This is a genomic window from Herbaspirillum sp. C9C3 (assembly GCF_013359625.1).
In the GTDB taxonomy this organism is placed as follows: domain Bacteria; phylum Pseudomonadota; class Gammaproteobacteria; order Burkholderiales; family Burkholderiaceae_D; genus Herbaspirillum.
The window spans coordinates 280,486-295,858 of record NZ_JABFMQ010000003.1; the positions used below are offsets into that span (position 1 = coordinate 280,486).

Below are 15,373 nucleotides of genomic sequence, written 5' to 3' on the forward strand. Positions count from 1 at the left end.
GGCTCTCAGCATGCCCTGCCGCAGTGACGTCCACGTGACGCCATGGCGGCCCATATTGCGGTGGATTAACGCCGCGTGCAGGCCGGCAGCCCGCACACGGCATGGTGTTGCGGTCAGAACAACGCTGCGTCCAGCGCCATCAGGTTGCCGGCGCCCGAACGGGCCTGGCGGATCAGCATCGCGGTTTCCGGCAGCAGGCGCGCGAAGTAGAAGCGCGCCGTGGCCAGCTTGGCGGTATAGAAGCTGTCGCCACTGTCCTGCTTTTCCAGCGCGATCTTGGCCATGCGGGCGAACAGGTAGGAGAACACCAGGTGGCCCACCACGCGCAGGTAAGGTACGGCAGCCGCACCGGCTTCATCCTGGTTGGCGAAGGACTTCATGCCGATTTCCATGGTCAACTTGGTGACCTTGTCGCCGATGTCGGCCAGCGGGGTGATGAATTCAGACATGGATTCATCTGTGCCGTGCTCTTCCACGAAGGCCTGGATCTGCGCGCCGAATTTCTTCAGCTTGGCGCCGTTGTCCATCAGGATCTTGCGACCCAGCAGGTCCAGCGACTGGATGGTGTTGGTCCCTTCATAAATCATGTTGATGCGGGCATCGCGCACGTATTGCTCCATGCCCCATTCGGCGATGTAGCCGTGGCCGCCATAGACCTGCAGGCACTCGGAGGTGGCCATCCAGGCGTTGTCGGTCAGGAAGGCTTTCACCACCGGGGTCAGCAGGGCCACGATGTCGGCGGCGTCCTTGCGCACCTGCTCGTCCGGATGGGTCAGTTCCTTGTCCAGCTCCAGGGCGACATAGGAGGTAAAGGCACGGCCACCTTCGGCAAACGCCTTGGCGGTCAGCAGCATGCGGCGCACATCGGGATGCACGATGATCGGGTCAGCCGGCTTGTCGGCCGCCTTGATGCCGGACAGGCTACGCATCTGCAGGCGGTCCTTGGCGTAGACCAGGGCGTTCTGGTAAGCCACTTCGGTCAGGCCCAGTCCCTGCATGCCCACGCCCAGGCGGGCTGCATTCATGAAGACGAACATGGCCTGCAGGCCCTTGTGCGGCTGGCCGATCAGCCAGCCGGTAGCGCCGTCCAGGTTCATCTGGCAGGTGGCATTGCCGTGGATGCCCATCTTCTCTTCGATGGCGCCGCAGAAGATCGGGTTGCGCGCGCCCAGCGAGCCGTCGGCATTGGGCAAAAACTTGGGAACCAGGAAAAGTGAAATTCCTTTCGAACCTTCCGGTGCATCGGGCAATCGCGCCAACACCAGGTGAACGATATTGTCGGAAACGTCGTTTTCTCCGGCGGAGATGAAAATCTTGTTGCCGGTGATCTTGTAGGAACCGTCAGCCTGCGGCTCGGCCTTGCTGCGCAAGAGGCCCAGGTCGGTGCCGCAGTGCGCTTCGGTCAGGCACATGGTGCCGGTCCATTCGCCCGAGACCAGCTTGGGCAGGTAGAGCTGCTTCTGTTCGTCCGAACCGTGCGCATGCAGGCACTCGTAGGCGCCATGCGACAGGCCGGGATACATGGTCCAGGCCTGGTTGGACGAGTTCAGCATCTCGTAGAAGGAGTTGTTGATCGTCAGCGGCAGGCCCTGGCCGCCGAATTCCGGATCGCAGGACAGCGCCGCCCAGCCGGCTTGCACGTATTGCTGGTAGGCTTGCTTGAAACCCTTGGGCGTGGTCACGGCCTTGCTCTCGCGATCGTAGTGACAGCCCTCGCGGTCACCCGAATGGTTCAGCGGGAACAGGACCTGCGAGGCAAACTTGCCGCCCTCTTCCAGCACCTGATCCACCAGTTCACGGTTGGTGTCGGCGTGGGGCGGCAGTTCCTTGAACACTTCCTCGACATTGAGCAGCTCGTGCAGCACGAACTGCATGTCGCGCAAGGGGGCGTTGTATTGGGGCATGAATGTCTCCGGACGGGTTACGCTGCCTTCCTGGCAGCCGATTTGGAATTCTTGGACGTGGTCGCGCTGCCGCTCTTGCTGTGGCTGCCCTGCGGACGATAGCTGTCGATGAGGCGACGGAAGCTGGCCTCGGCACGTTCGACACTGCCTGGGATATGCAGGAAGCGCGCATCGTGATGCAGGGCCAGGATCAGGCCATACATTTCATAGACCATCTGGCTGACCTCGATGTCGGTGCGCAGGTGGCCGGCTTCCATGGCCTGCTTGATGCAGCGTTCCAGCGCATCGCGCCAGGCCTGGACCATGGCCACGAGGTGATCGCGGATGGCGCCGGGGCGGTCGTCGTACTCGACCGCGCCGCTGATGTAGATGCAGCCCAGAGCGATTTCCACCGTGACCTGCTTGATCCAGCGCGCGAACATGCCTTCCAGGCGCGGCAGGCCGCGCGGCTCCTTGATGGAGGGATAGAACACATCCTGCTCGAAACGGTTGTGGTACAGGCGCACGACCTCGATCTGCAAATCCTCGCGCGAGCCGAAATGAGCAAAGACGCCGGACTTGCTCATCTTCATCTTCTCGGCCAGCAGGCCGATGGTGAGCCCTTCCAGGCCATCGCGGCTGGCCAGCTCCAGCGCCACATCGAGGATGGCGGCGCGGGTCTGCTCGCCCTTGCGCAGGAACTTGGGCCGGGCGGGCGCGGTGGTCACCTTGCTTGTCTCAGTCATCGTTGTCTCTTTGATATCCGCCGCAGGCGGCGGCGGGAAGGAACCGGTTCGACGGGCGCGGCTCGGGGTCCGCTGTCTTGTGCCCTGATGGATTCGACATGAATTATTCTTCATGCAGAATTTATTCGAACGATCGTACTATTATTCATCGCGCCGCAAATGTCAAACAAAAAATCGGGCCGGCTTGCCGCAGGGATTTTTCCTGGCGGCAAGCCTTCAGGCGGACTCGGCAGGGGGACTGGCGCTGCCCAGCAGGTCATGGGCATCGAGCAGGGCGTAGACGATGGTGGGGTTGTTTTCCAGGCACTTGCGAATGGCCGCCGGGATGGTGTCGCGGGTCTTGCGGCACAGGCCGGGCTGCTCGGCCAGGTGGATCTGCAGGCCGCGCACGGTGCGCACTTCGTTGGGACCGGGGCTGATGTGCAGGTGGATGCCGAGGTTCTTGCGCATGAGGCTGCGCACGTGCAGCAGCTCGTCATAGGTGGCGATGCGGGTGATGCGTTCGATCAGGCGCTTTTCTTCTTCGCGGGTCAGCCACAGCACGCGAGCCTCGGGGGCGTGCAGGCATTCCAGCAGGGCTTCGCGCTGGCAGTCGCAGGCGCCGGGCGGGCACTCCTTGCGGAGCGGCCGCGTCACCGGAACGGGCTGCGTCGATTCGGAAGAAACCACCTGAGACATCTGCACCTTTGCACCTGGGTTGGAGAAAAGACGGGCCACAAAAACCGGTCCTCATCTTACAACGAGCCTGCGCTGCGGTGGCGCTGTCACCTGCTCAGGAGGAGGATCGATCCAGCAGACGACGGTCGCGCTTGGTCGGTCGCCCCTTGATCTCGGCCGAGGGTTCGCGGAAGAGACGATGACGCTCGGCCTGGGCGGCACGGCGCGCGATGCTCTTTTCACTTTCCTGATAGAGGGTCGCGGCAATGGCGGCCGAGCCGCGCTTGTCGGCGATGCCGGTAACCAGCACCTCCCACTCGGTGGAACCGTTGTCGATGTCCAGCCGGTCGCCATTCCTGACGTTGTGGGCGGGCTTGGTGCGTTCGCCGTTGAGCTTGATGCGGCCGCGCTCCACGGCTTCGGTGGCCTGCGAACGCGTCTTGAAGAAGCGTGCAGCCCAGCACCATTTGTCGATGCGCGTTGTGTCCATGCTGTTGGGGATGGGAGAAAAATGGTCTTGCGGTAATTATCGATATTTTTCTAAAAATATACACAAGAAAATCGGGAAACCTGGTCTTTATCGGGCTCATCGCTTTCCCTGTGGATCGGCGTACTTATGCTTTGCGGCTTGCTCAACCCGCCTTCATTGTTCCGGTACCCGCCATGACCGACGACCTCTCGACAGTCACGACGGCCTTCACCCAGGCCATCCTGACCCAGCAATATCGTCCCCTCCGATTGCGCTGGAGCCAGCGTGAAACCCATTTCTCCCAACAACTGCTGGTGCAACGGGTAGAGCTGCGCGAAGCGCTGCTGGAGGGACTGGAAGGACAGCTGACTTGCCTGTCCATCGATCCCGATCTGCCCCTGCAAGAACTGCTGGGGCAGCCGATCGGCGTAGAGATGGTGACCGACCGCGGCGGCCTGCACCATATCAATGGCTTGATCACCGATGCGCGGGCCGGCCATGCCGATGGGGCGCTGCGGGTCTATCAGTTGACGCTGCGTGATGCGCTCTCGGTGATGAGGGAACGGGTCAACACGCGCGTCTTCCGCGGCAAGAACGTACCGAGCATCCTTGAGATCATGCTGCGCGAATGGCGCCAGCGAAGTCCTGTGCTGGCCAGTGCCTTTTCGTTCGACCTCGATCGGCTCGACGATGCGCGCTATCCGATCCGCGAGATCAGCCATCAATTCAACGAGTCAGATGCGCACTTCATCGAACGGCTTTGCCGGCGCGAGGGTATCACCTGGTACATCGCCACACCCCAGGCGTCGGACGGTATCGACACCTCAACCACGCCAGCTCACACCCTGGTGTTCTGCGACCAGGTGGCGCTGCTGCCGCAAGCCAGCGCGGCCAACGTGCGTTATCACCGCGACGGCGCCACCGAAGAACGCGACACCATCAGCGCATGGAGTTGCGAACGCAGCCTCTCACCGGCCAGCGTGCAACGCGCCAGCTGGGACTATAAATCGGTACGCATCGATGACGTGGTCAGCCATGGCATCGTGGACCAGGGAAGGGCCGGCACCGAACTCGGCCTGGCCATCACCGATCGCTTCATCGAGGCACCCCATGTGGCAGAGAACCTGCTGGACCAGGTACGCCTGGCCGATGCACGCATGTTGGCGCACGAAGGCCGTTGCGAATCCTTCCAGGCCAGTGGCAGTGTGCGCGACCTGGCGGTAGGGCACTGGTTCGTTCTGGAACGGCACCCCGATATGCGCTACCGGAATGCCTCGCAGCGCGAATTCATCGTCACCTCGCTGCAGCAGCGCGCCGAAAACAATTTCCCCAAGGTCTTGCAGGCTTCCATCCACCGACTCTTGCCGGAACTCCAGTGGCAAGCCGGAGCACCGCAAGGTACAAGCGATCTGCGCTATCACAATCGCCTCACCTGCGTGCGGCGTACTGCCTCGCTGACCCCGCATTACGATCCGCGCCGGCATCTGCCTGCCGTGCATCCGATCACGGCGCTGGTGGTGGGGCCGGCACAGGAAGAGGTGTACTGCGACGCCTTGGGACGCATCAAGGTGCAGTTGCAGGGCCTGCAAGCGGAAGACCACGCCCATGCCCAAGGTGCGGGCACCAGCGGCCATGACCAGGACAGCGCCTTCGTGCGCGTATCGAGCGCCTGGGCCGGGGCAGGCTATGGACACGACGCCGTGCCCCGGGTCGGCATGGAAGTACTGATCGATTTTCTCGGTGGCGATCCGGACAAGATGTTCGTCGCCGGGGTCCTGCACAACGGCCTCAACCTGCCGGCGCGCTTCAGCCACGCAGGCGGTTTGCCGGGCAACCGCTTCCTGTCCGGCATCAAGTCCAAGGAGATAGACGGCCCGCGCTACAACCAGTTGCGCCTGGATGACACCCCCGGCCAGATCAGCACGCAATTGGCCAGCGAACACCAGCACAGCCAGATCAACCTGGGCTATCTGACCGAACCACGCCACGACGGCCAAGGCAATGATCGTGGCGAGGGCGTGGAAACCAGAACTGACGGACACGGCGTGCTGCGTGCCGGCAAGGGCGTCCTGATCACCGCGCAACGCCAGGACCGAGGACGCGGTCGCATCCTGGAGCGTGCCGTCCTGCTGGAGACACTGCGCGATCTGCAAGAGCTGGCGCAGCGCCTGAGCCAGGATGCCGCCAGGCATCACGCCGAGGCAACCGATCTGGCCCAGCTGGAGCGCATCAGCAGCCAACTGCAGGCCTGGGATGCGGGCGATCCCAGCAGCGAAGCAGTGCGCACCGAGACGCCCATGGTCGCCGTGGACGCACCGGCGGGCGTGAGCATCACGAGCCAGGACACCATGGTGTTGGGCGCAGCGCAACACATCGACATGGTCAGCCAGGCCAATACCCAGGTCAGCACAGGGCGCAGCCTCCTGATGCGGGCCGGCGAGATGTTGGCGGCTTTTGCGGCCAAGCACATGAAGCTGATCAGCGGCAAAGGCAGCATCAAGGTACAGGCCCACGAAGAACATATCGACCTCTCTGCCGCGCGGCGCATTCTGCTGGAGGCCAGCGAAGAGATCATCCTGCAGGCGCCCAAGATCAGTATCCGTTCGCGCGAGAACACGGAGGTCAGCGGCGGGGGCAGCTTCAGCCGCTGGAATGCCGACATGATCGAGCACGGTACTCCCGGAGAATGGCGCCAGCAGGCGGCCACACATCATGTACTGGGCCCGGCGAATTGCCCGCCGCCCGATATCCCGCCGCCGACCACTTACGAAGAACTGCAGCACAGCGCCAGTTTGATGGTCCGCCTGCGCAGTCATGCGCGCGATGGAAGGCCGCTGGCACAGCAACCCTACACGCTCTTCAACCAGGGGGCGCAGATCGCCGTGGGCGTCACTGACGCGGCCGGGCGATTGCGGATCGAAGGCCATCAACCGGGCGACGACAACTACTCGGTCAAGCTCCCCAATGGCTACCGCTTTGATTTACCGGTCCACGAGCAGATCAGTGCACTGGACCAACAGCTGGCGGCCTCGGGCTACCGCAGCACAGAAGCGGACACAGAGAGCCGCCTGCGCCATGCAGGCGCCTGAACCATTTCCCTTCCCGGATCATCTCCATGACACAGACCTACCACCCAGGCAGCGTTCCCATCGACCTGCGCAAACGTAGTGCTACCGCAACGGCACAATGGCTGCTGGAGTGCAAAGAAGACAGCAACTCTCCGATCTATCACGCCAACCAGCTTGAAGTATTGATCTGCGGTGAAGAAGGTTTTTCCCGTATCCTGCACGACATCCGACAGGCCAAGCACAGTGTGGAAATCATTTGCTGGGGCTTCGACCCGGCCATGGAACTGGAACGCAAGGGCCACACCTGGCCTCGCGGTCCGACCTGGGGGGATTTGCTGAGAGATGTTGCGGCCGGCAAGTACAACAACGGCAAGCCGGTCGAGGTACGGGTGCTGTGCTGGCACGAGGGGATGCTCTCTGCCATCGCAAAGAATACGCCAGGCTACGGTACGCTCGACGCCGATCAGGTCAAACGCATCCGGCATCATGAGCGCCTCTCCGGCAAGCCGCACGAAGCTGGTCTCACGCCGCAGGAGCGACGCAGCTACTTCAATGCGTTGTGGTTCTTTGAAGCTACCCATGCTACGCATCCTCATCTCATCTTCAAGGTTCGCGCGGCCAATTCCGACAAGATCGGACAGAGTATTGCGCAGGAGAAGATGAAGATCCTGCCGCAGATGGAATTTACCTCCCTCATGGAGGCATCGACTGCGCATCAAAAAACGATACTCATCGACTACGACCATGCAGACGGAGAACATGCCGTCGGTTACGTGATGGGATTGAACAGCGTCACAGACTACTGGGATACCAGAAAGCACTTGTTTCACGATCCGCGCCGGGGCCAATCATGGGAAGGTGGTGGGGATGAATTTCCCGGCCTGAAACCGCTGCAGGACTATGCCTGCCGCATTTGCGGCGAAGCCTTGATCAGCGTGAGCAAGAATTTTGTGGATGCCTGGAATCGGGCGGCTACTGCCGACCAGAAAATCCAGCGTACGCACGACCTGCGGTCACCGCCAGCCGGGCTCAGGAAAAGCGTCGGCAAATCCACCCATCGAGCTCAGATCGTGCGCACACAGGCCGAGGAAGGCGACAAGACCATCCAGCGCCTCTATCGACAAGCGACCAGTTTCGCTTCCAACTACATCTACATCGAGAACCAGTATTTCCAGTACGCAGAGTGGGCGAAGTATCTCAAGCAGCTGCGCCGTGATTTCATCGCAGGATGGAAAGCGGCGAGGCAGCCGTTAAATAAACTTCCCGATCTGCATGTCTTCATCGTCATCCCCACTCCAGAGCGCACACAGATGGTTCCGGCCACGCATGAGACCGTCAAGGCGCTCGGGCATGGCACATCGATGCCCAATCAGGACAAGGAGGTGGAACGAGAGCTGGCTGTTCGGGAACAGGAGAAAAAACTGGCGACATACGAGTTCAAGGAAAGGAAAAATGGCGCTCCTCCAGAGCTGGTGCGGGGACCCAAGCCGGCCACTCCCGACGGTGAATCCCGGAGCAATGCAGACATTGCAAAGGAGCTCGATTCCCTTGGCATCAAAACCCTCGTGGCAAGTCTCTGGACCTACGATCACGCCGGGGACAGCAAGGGGGAAAAATATCGCGAGATCTACATCCACAGCAAGTTGATGATCATCGACGATGCCTTCTTTACCTTAGGTAGCGCGAACATGAATCTGCGCAGCATGGCGGTGGATGCTGAGATCAATATCGGGTGTGATGATCCGTTGTTGAGCGGGAAACTCCGTAGGGAGGTGTTTGCTATGCATTCAGCCAACGCTGCAGGGTGTGACGGTGGGAGCGGCAGTACCGCTGAGATTTCCAGCACGTTTAGGAAATGGGGAAATCTGCTACGTGACAATCGTCGAGAGAAGAACGCGCAGTCAGGGCCGCAAGGGTTTCTTATTCCATTTTTTGATGACCGAACGTCCAATCTGAGGCTGGCTTAGAACATGGGAATACGTATGCACTTGAATAGGTCCGGAACCTCATTTTCTCTACTCACATTTTTCATCGTTATCTCAGCGATGTTTATCCCTGGATGCATCATGCAAACTCTCCCGCGCAATATGAAATTGATCGCCTTTGATCCGCATCGAACAGAATTTTACTGCCAATATGAAAGAAGCCTGGAGCCACGGGTCAACGACGAGGCTGAGCAGTGGTACAGAGAAGGCCTCGCTGCAACCAGTTACGATCTCTGGCCCGAAGATCGAGACTACAGGAAAGCTGCCATTCTATGGACGAAAGCGGCTGAACAAAATCACTGGCGCGCCATTCTGAACCTTGCCACTCTTCATTTGCAAGGAACCGGGGTTGAGCGCAACAGTGAGCGCGCTGTTCAACTGGTGGAGAAGGCAATGTCACTGGGCGTCCCAAAGGCCTTTGACCTGATGGGAACCTATCACATGAATGGAACTGGTGTTAAGCAAGATGCCACCCGAGCATATGCTTTCTGGGCGCATGCCGCCAACATGGGAAGTTCTGATGCATTAGCTTACCTTGGCGACAAGCTCAACGCCTCTTACGATGATCCCAAAGGAGCCTTCTGGGGAAACAGAGGGATGGCCATCAAGATGATGGAATGTGGTTACCAACAGGAAAATGGAAACGCTGCGTATTTGTTAGGTCACGAGCTGAGCTTTCATGAGCGGTTTGAGCGGGCGTTACATATTCTTCACGATGGGGTCAAGTTTGGCAGCGAAGACAGTGCTAACAAGCTGTTCGTCGAATTTGATGATGGACGAAAGGTGGTCAATAAATTTCAGGATAAAAGTCGTGCGGAAAGATACGCTGCCATCGCCGACCTGCTCCGCCTCAACCCCGACCTCCGCCTTCCCAACCTGGACAAGGTGTTGCCTCTGCCTCCGGCCATCCTCCCCTACTGGGATGGCGAAAAAGAAACCCTGGTCAATGGCGCCAAACCCGTCAAGACAAGCTCACTGGCGGACATCAAACCTGCCCCTGCTTCACTGCGACAGGGCCGCGCTCATATCCCCGACGGCTTTGTCCTCCCCGACGAGCCGCAAGGTGGCCACCTGATCCAGCGTCTGCACACCGATGCCATCATCAGCGGGTTTTGGCTAGCGCAATTGGCCAAACCTTACACACCCAAGCAAGTGGCGTGGAATGCTGCACAGATACCCATGTACTACGCACAGGGCGAATCCTTCACACCCCCAGAAGACTTTACAAAAGAGTCCGGCGTTCTTCGTTTCCACTATCTCGGCACGCCTGTTCCAAAACCACTGGCTGCACGGCATGTCCCTGACTGGCGGGTCCCGCAAGGCGTGCTGCGCGAGATCCCCGTCCCCTCACGCGAATTGCGCTCCAGCGGCTTGCTCCCGGCTCCTGCTACTGGCATCTGGCACGGCCACATCGATCTTGCCCATCCCCTGGCAAAGGTCTTCAACCTATGGACGCGCCAGGCCTATGTCGAAGAAGGACAGCCTTTCCCGGATCCGCGTGAACGCGGTCTGGATATTTCCCCGAAAGATATTCAGTGGCAATGGCTGGATCAGGCGAATCAACCGCTGCCATCGGGGCGTAAAGACATCACCATCCGCAACTTCGATCCTCTGCATTCCGAAGAGCACGGACATTGAACTGTTGAGCAAGTCAGCATTGTCTTGCTCCAAAGAAAAACGCCGGCGATCAAGCCGGCGTTTCCTCATCACAACAAACCGAGTGGACGACTCAACGCTCCACCGCCAGCGCCACACCCATGCCACCACCGATACAGAGGCTGGCCAGACCCTTCTTGGCATCACGGCGCACCATCTCGTGCAGCAGCGTCACCAGCACGCGGCAACCCGAGGCGCCGATGGGGTGGCCCAGGGCAATGGCGCCACCGTTGACGTTGATCTTGCTGGTGTCCCAGCCCATCTGCTTGTTCACCGCAATGGCTTGCGCAGCAAAGGCTTCGTTGATCTCCATCAGGTCCAGATCCTGCGGGCTCCAGCCGGCCTTCTTCAGGGTCAGCTGGGAAGCCGGCACCGGGCCCATGCCCATGATGCTGGGGTCCAGGCCGGCCGAAGAGTAAGCCTTGATCCTGGCCAGCACCGGCAGGCCCAGTTCAGCGGCCAGCTTGGCCGAGGTGACCACCACCGCAGCGGCGCCATCATTGATGCCCGAAGCGTTGCCGGCCGTCACCGTACCCGCCTTGTCGAAGGCCGGACGCAGACCCGCCAGCGCTTCGGCGGTCACACCATGCTTGACGAATTCATCGGTATCGAAGACCACGGTTTCCTTCTTGCCCTTGATCTCGATGGGGACGATCTCATCCTTGAACTTGCCGGCCTTCTGCGCCGCTTCAGCCTTGTTCTGCGACGCGGCAGCGAAGGCGTCCTGCTCTTCACGGCTGATCTCGAACTTCTTGGCGACGTTCTCGGCGGTAATACCCATGTGGTACTGGTTGTAGACGTCCCACAGACCGTCGACGATCATGGTATCGGTCAGCTTGGCATCGCCCATGCGGAAGCCATCACGGGAATTGTTCAGCACGTGCGGGGACGCACTCATGTTTTCCTGGCCGCCGGCGATGACGATCTGCGCATCGCCGCAACGGATGGCCTGGGCCGCCAGTTGCACGGCCTTCAGGCCGCTGCCGCAGACCTTGCCGACCACGAAGGCCGGGACCATGTCGGGCAGACCCGACTTGATGACCGACTGGCGCGCCGGGTTCTGGCCCAGACCCGCCGTCAGCACCTGGCCGAGGATGACTTCACTGATGGCTTCGGGCTTGATGCCGGTCTTGGCCAGCAGGGCCTTGATGACTTGCGCACCCAGATCGGCCGCCGCAATCTTCGACAAGGACCCGCCGAATTTGCCGATCGCCGTTCTCTGTGCTGCGACAATGACCACATCATCCATAACTCGCTCCTTTTATTGAAAGTGCAGGAAGCCGCGTGCGGCCGCCCTTCGAAAACCGGGATGGTCATCTTATTCCATTTCAGCTGCGAAGGCGATATGGTGAATTTTCGGTAAATCAAACACCCGGCAAAAAGTCCTAAGCGTCTTTCCCCAGCGTAATGATGTGAATTACCGTGCGATAAAGGAGGAAGGCGGCACCATAGGCCGCGCGCTTGTACCACGGTACGTGCATGAAGTCCGACAGGTGCACCACCCGCCCCTGCGCCACCCCGGTCTCGATCTCCTGGCGCAGAAAGTCGGCAAAGGCCGGATCCTGCACCACCACGTTGGCTTCCTGGTTCACGAAGAGGGACAGACCATCATAGTTGCTGGAGCCCACCGTGGCCCACCGGTCATCAACCACCGCAACCTTGGCATGCAGTTCGGTATGGGTGTATTCGACGATGCGCACCCCCGCGCGCAAGAGCTTGGGATAGAAGGAATGCGCCACCGCATCCTGCATCACGAACTGTCCCACACCCAGCAGCAAGGTCACCTTCACCCCGCGCATGGCGGCCTCTTCCAGCGCACGACGCATCTTGCGTCCCGGGGCGAAATAAGGATTGGCCAGGAACGCCGTCTCGCGTGCACGACCCAGAGCCTGCAGATAGGCACGCTGGATGGTGCGCCGGTTGCGGAAGTTGTCGCGCACCACCAGCGCGGCCTGGGTCTGGTCATGCACCGGCCCGGGATGACCATGGCGCAGACGCCTGAAGTTGCGCCAGCGCGCCTTGAGCTTCATGCGCCCCACACGCAACCATTGCGCCTGCACTTCATGATAGATGTCCTGTACCAGCGGGCCGAGCACGCTCACGGCAAAATCCCAGCGCGGTGCCGGCAGGGGCCGGGCATGGTCACGGTCAGAGACCATGTCGTCATTGATGTTGAGGCCACCCACGAAGGCCACCTGCCGATCAACCACGCACAACTTGCGATGGCTGCGCGCTACGCCACGCCGGAACCACGGGTTGAAGGAGCGATGCTGCACCCCTGCGGAGGTCAGCGCCAATCGCAATTTGTTAGTATTTTCCCGTCCTGTACCTAGCCAATCGTTGATGACATAGACCACAACACCACGTCCGGCGGCCCTTTTCAGGGCATCGCAGACCAGTACGCCGGTATCGTCAAGAGAAAAAATATAAGTTTCCAGGTAGATCTCGACGCATGCAGCGTCGATGGCGCTGATCAAGGCCGGATAGAAACCCGCGCCACTATGCAGCAGCGCAATCTGGTTGCCGTCGGTGAAGGCGAGATGACGCAAGATCAGGCCAGGTGAAGTTCGGTGACGATGGGTGCATGATCCGACAGGCGCGCCCAGGGGCCATCCTTCAAGACCTCTGCCGTCTCCACCCGGAAACCACGCACGTAGATGCGGTCCAGTCGCAGCCACGGCATCATGGCCGGAAAGGTGCGCGCCGGACGAATCGTGGCCGACAGGCCACCGAGCCGGCGCAAGCCCTGCATGACACCGCGTGACTTCGCTTGCGGCTGATCGAATACCTCGGTCACGCCCAGGTTGTGGTACAAGGTCCGGCTCAACTGGTTGGTCCAGTCATTGAAATCTCCCGCAATCAGCAGGGGCGCATCGGGCGGTGAGGAAGTGCTCACCGCCTGGATCAGCGCATCAATCTGGCGCCGCCTGCCCCCGGCGAACAAGCCCAGGTGGATCACGTAGCAATGCACCTCCACCCCTTCTACCGGCACCACGCAATGCAGGATGCCGCGTGACTCGTAGGCATGGTCGGATACATCCTGGTTGCGTACGGAAGCGATTTCGAAGCGCGAGATCAGGGCATTGCCGTGGTGGCCATGGTCATAGACAGCGTTCATGCCGTAGGCGGCATGATGCGTGTCGCCAGCCAGGTATTCGTGCTGTCCCTGCTGCGGCCAGTTGGAGGCATGGCGCAAGGCGTTGAGATCATGGCGGCCCTGTACTTCCTGCAGGAACAGGATGTCCGGATCCAGTTGTGCCAGCGCCTGCTTCAACGCCAGGATGCGCGGGCGGCCAGCGAAGGAGGTCACGCCCTTGTGGATGTTGTATGTGGCAACGCGCAGCTTCATCGATGCAGCCTTTCTCTTGTTCTTGTCCGGCGCCGTTCTGGCGCAAGGCCGTGCTATGGGGCGAGGTAGCGCGGCAACTGCAGGATCGCCTCGGCATTGGAAGGCGAGAAACAGCGGTCGGCCGCTTCGCGATACGGCAGCCACACATGGCGGGTGTGCTCGCGCGGGGCCAGCGTCACGGGAATGTCGCGCGGCACCAGGAGGCCAAAGACGTGCTCGGTATTCTTGGTCACGCCAGGCGCATAACGATGCCGCCAGACGGGATAGATTTCATAGAGGTTGGAAAGTTGCCAGTCGCGCAGGTGCGAGCGCGGCACACGGTTTCCGTCACCCGGCATCGAGTCTACGCCGCCATCGCTGACCACGATGCCGGTTTCTTCCTCGACTTCGCGTCGGGCGGTCTCCGACAAGGGCTCATCGAGGCTGTCCTTGGAACCGGTAACCGATTGCCAGAAGCCGGGCTGGTCAGCGCGTTCGATCAGCAGCACATGCTGGTCGGCGCTGTGGATCACCACCAGCACCGATTCGGGAATCTTGTAGGGCTTGGCTTGCGTCATGGCCTGTCCGTGATGCGGGAAAGGCTCCATTCTATCGGGACGGCCGTTTCAGAGCAGCGAAGCCTCGCTCTGGGCGACCAGCCAGCTGCGAAAGGCCCGTGCAGCCGCGTGTTCGATACGGTCGCGCGGCCACACGGCGTAATAGCCGCCGCCCAGGCTGGCGCTGGCCGCACAGGCAGGTACCAGCAGCCCCTGCTGTATGCAGGCATCGATCATGTGGCGCCAGGCCAGCACGATGCCCTGCCCTTCCATGGCCAGTTGCAGCAGCACGGGATATTGATTGGACAGGATCTGGTGCTCGATGCGTGCATCCGGCACTTCATTGTGTGCCATCCAGTTCTGCCAGGACATCCATTGCCGCTGCCCGTCTTCCAGCATCAGCAGGGTCTCGTGGCGCAGATCGGCCGGGGTCAGGGTACGGCCGCGCAGATAGGCCGGGGAACAGACCGGAAATACTTCTTCGTCATACAGCCGGCGCACCGCCATACCGGAGGGCGGACCATCGCGCAGGAAATAGATGCCCATGTCGAAATCGGTTTCTGAGAGCTGGGCCAGGCTGTCGTTGACGATCAGGCGCAGGTGGCAATCCGGATGCAGAGCACGAAAACGTGCCAGGCGCGGCGTGAGCCACAGTACGGCCACGCCCTGCGAACAGGCCACCGTCAGTTCCTGGTGGCCTTTGCGTTTCATGATGTCTTCGGTGGCTTCGGCGCAATCGACCAGCAGGCGCTGCACCAGCGCCGCGTAACGTTGGCCGCTGACGGTCAGGCGCAAGGCGCGCGGCTCGCGCAGGAACAGCTTCTTGCCCAGAAAGCGTTCCAGCTGGGCGATCTGGCGGCTGATGGCGCTTTGCGTCAGGTGCAGTTCGGCAGCGGCGCGGGTGAAGCTGCCATGGCGCATGGCGGCTTCAAACGCGATCAGCGAAGGCAGTGGGGGAAGTGGCGATATACGCATGGTCGGCGCTCCAGCTCGAAAGGTCTCATCCAGATCGAGATGGTAGAGC

General features: G+C 60.9%; 12 protein-coding genes. 3 read left to right on the forward strand and 9 right to left on the reverse strand.

Annotation, left to right across the window (positions count from 1 at the left end; translation table 11 throughout):
- Positions 1 to 113: 113 nt before the first annotated feature.
- The 4 genes from HNO82_RS05245 to HNO82_RS05260 all read right to left on the reverse strand — a co-directional run bounded on the left by HNO82_RS05245 (position 114) and on the right by HNO82_RS05260 (position 3,776).
- Positions 114 to 1,904: an acyl-CoA dehydrogenase C-terminal domain-containing protein gene (locus HNO82_RS05245; protein ID WP_175342974.1), complete on the reverse strand. Its 1,791-nt coding sequence runs from the start codon at positions 1,902 to 1,904 to the stop codon at positions 114 to 116.
- A gap of 17 nt (positions 1,905 to 1,921) precedes the next feature.
- Positions 1,922 to 2,629: a TetR/AcrR family transcriptional regulator gene (locus tag HNO82_RS05250; RefSeq protein ID WP_008334346.1), complete on the reverse strand. Its 708-nt coding sequence runs from the start codon at positions 2,627 to 2,629 to the stop codon at positions 1,922 to 1,924.
- 216 nt (positions 2,630 to 2,845) lie between these two features.
- On the reverse strand, positions 2,846 to 3,307 hold the full coding sequence (locus tag HNO82_RS05255; protein WP_034351592.1) for a hypothetical protein: 462 nt from the start codon (positions 3,305 to 3,307) through the stop codon (positions 2,846 to 2,848).
- Between the two features lie 94 nt (positions 3,308 to 3,401).
- Entirely contained in the window at positions 3,402 to 3,776 is a 375-nt protein-coding gene (locus HNO82_RS05260; protein ID WP_008334342.1) for an RNA-binding S4 domain-containing protein, read from the reverse strand.
- A gap of 173 nt (positions 3,777 to 3,949) precedes the next feature.
- On the opposite strand from HNO82_RS05260, the gene HNO82_RS05265 reads away from it, so the two are divergent.
- From HNO82_RS05265 to HNO82_RS05275, 3 genes are all read left to right on the forward strand, one after another.
- On the forward strand, positions 3,950 to 6,844 hold the full coding sequence (locus HNO82_RS05265; RefSeq protein ID WP_175342975.1) for a type VI secretion system Vgr family protein: 2,895 nt from the start codon (positions 3,950 to 3,952) through the stop codon (positions 6,842 to 6,844).
- A 26-nt stretch (positions 6,845 to 6,870) separates the two neighbouring features.
- Entirely contained in the window at positions 6,871 to 8,790 is a 1,920-nt protein-coding gene (locus HNO82_RS05270; RefSeq protein WP_175342976.1) for a phospholipase D-like domain-containing protein, read from the forward strand.
- A 99-nt stretch (positions 8,791 to 8,889) separates the two neighbouring features.
- Entirely contained in the window at positions 8,890 to 10,446 is a 1,557-nt protein-coding gene (locus tag HNO82_RS05275) for an SEL1-like repeat protein (RefSeq protein ID WP_249776936.1), read from the forward strand.
- Positions 10,447 to 10,537: 91 nt separating this feature from the next.
- Here HNO82_RS05275 and HNO82_RS05280 read toward each other — a convergent pair whose 3' ends face one another.
- From HNO82_RS05280 to HNO82_RS05300, 5 genes are all read right to left on the reverse strand, one after another.
- Positions 10,538 to 11,713: an acetyl-CoA C-acetyltransferase gene (locus HNO82_RS05280; protein WP_008334339.1), complete on the reverse strand. Its 1,176-nt coding sequence runs from the start codon at positions 11,711 to 11,713 to the stop codon at positions 10,538 to 10,540.
- Positions 11,714 to 11,849: 136 nt separating this feature from the next.
- Positions 11,850 to 13,013: a phospholipase D-like domain-containing protein gene (locus tag HNO82_RS05285; protein WP_175342977.1), complete on the reverse strand. Its 1,164-nt coding sequence runs from the start codon at positions 13,011 to 13,013 to the stop codon at positions 11,850 to 11,852.
- Between the two features lie 2 nt (positions 13,014 to 13,015).
- A complete protein-coding gene (locus HNO82_RS05290; RefSeq protein ID WP_175342978.1) occupies positions 13,016 to 13,813 on the reverse strand; it encodes an endonuclease/exonuclease/phosphatase family protein in 798 nt (265 codons plus the stop codon).
- Between the two features lie 53 nt (positions 13,814 to 13,866).
- Positions 13,867 to 14,370, reverse strand: coding sequence for a dihydroneopterin triphosphate diphosphatase (gene nudB / locus HNO82_RS05295; protein ID WP_175342979.1), 504 nt, complete (start codon positions 14,368 to 14,370; stop codon positions 13,867 to 13,869).
- A gap of 48 nt (positions 14,371 to 14,418) precedes the next feature.
- Positions 14,419 to 15,324 carry a LysR substrate-binding domain-containing protein gene (locus tag HNO82_RS05300; protein WP_008334333.1) on the reverse strand — a complete coding sequence of 302 codons (906 nt, stop codon included), beginning with the start codon at positions 15,322 to 15,324 and terminating at the stop codon, positions 14,419 to 14,421.
- Between the last annotated feature and the right edge of the window lie 49 nt (positions 15,325 to 15,373).

What these genes read in the sequence shown, in the direction of transcription:
- HNO82_RS05245 (WP_175342974.1), bottom strand. Translation starts at nt 1,904, where the DNA reads ATGCCCCAATACAACGCCCCCTTGCGCGACATGCAGTTCGTGCTGCAC.
- HNO82_RS05250 (WP_008334346.1), bottom strand. Translation starts at nt 2,629, where the DNA reads ATGACTGAGACAAGCAAGGTGACCACCGCGCCCGCCCGGCCCAAGTTC.
- HNO82_RS05255 (WP_034351592.1), bottom strand. Translation starts at nt 3,307, where the DNA reads ATGTCTCAGGTGGTTTCTTCCGAATCGACGCAGCCCGTTCCGGTGACG.
- HNO82_RS05260 (WP_008334342.1), bottom strand. Translation starts at nt 3,776, where the DNA reads ATGGACACAACGCGCATCGACAAATGGTGCTGGGCTGCACGCTTCTTC.
- HNO82_RS05265 (WP_175342975.1), top strand. Translation starts at nt 3,950, where the DNA reads ATGACCGACGACCTCTCGACAGTCACGACGGCCTTCACCCAGGCCATC.
- HNO82_RS05270 (WP_175342976.1), top strand. Translation starts at nt 6,871, where the DNA reads ATGACACAGACCTACCACCCAGGCAGCGTTCCCATCGACCTGCGCAAA.
- HNO82_RS05275 (WP_249776936.1), top strand. Translation starts at nt 8,890, where the DNA reads ATGCAAACTCTCCCGCGCAATATGAAATTGATCGCCTTTGATCCGCAT.
- HNO82_RS05280 (WP_008334339.1), bottom strand. Translation starts at nt 11,713, where the DNA reads ATGGATGATGTGGTCATTGTCGCAGCACAGAGAACGGCGATCGGCAAA.
- HNO82_RS05290 (WP_175342978.1), bottom strand. Translation starts at nt 13,813, where the DNA reads ATGAAGCTGCGCGTTGCCACATACAACATCCACAAGGGCGTGACCTCC.
- nudB (WP_175342979.1), bottom strand. Translation starts at nt 14,370, where the DNA reads ATGACGCAAGCCAAGCCCTACAAGATTCCCGAATCGGTGCTGGTGGTG.
- HNO82_RS05300 (WP_008334333.1), bottom strand. Translation starts at nt 15,324, where the DNA reads ATGCGTATATCGCCACTTCCCCCACTGCCTTCGCTGATCGCGTTTGAA.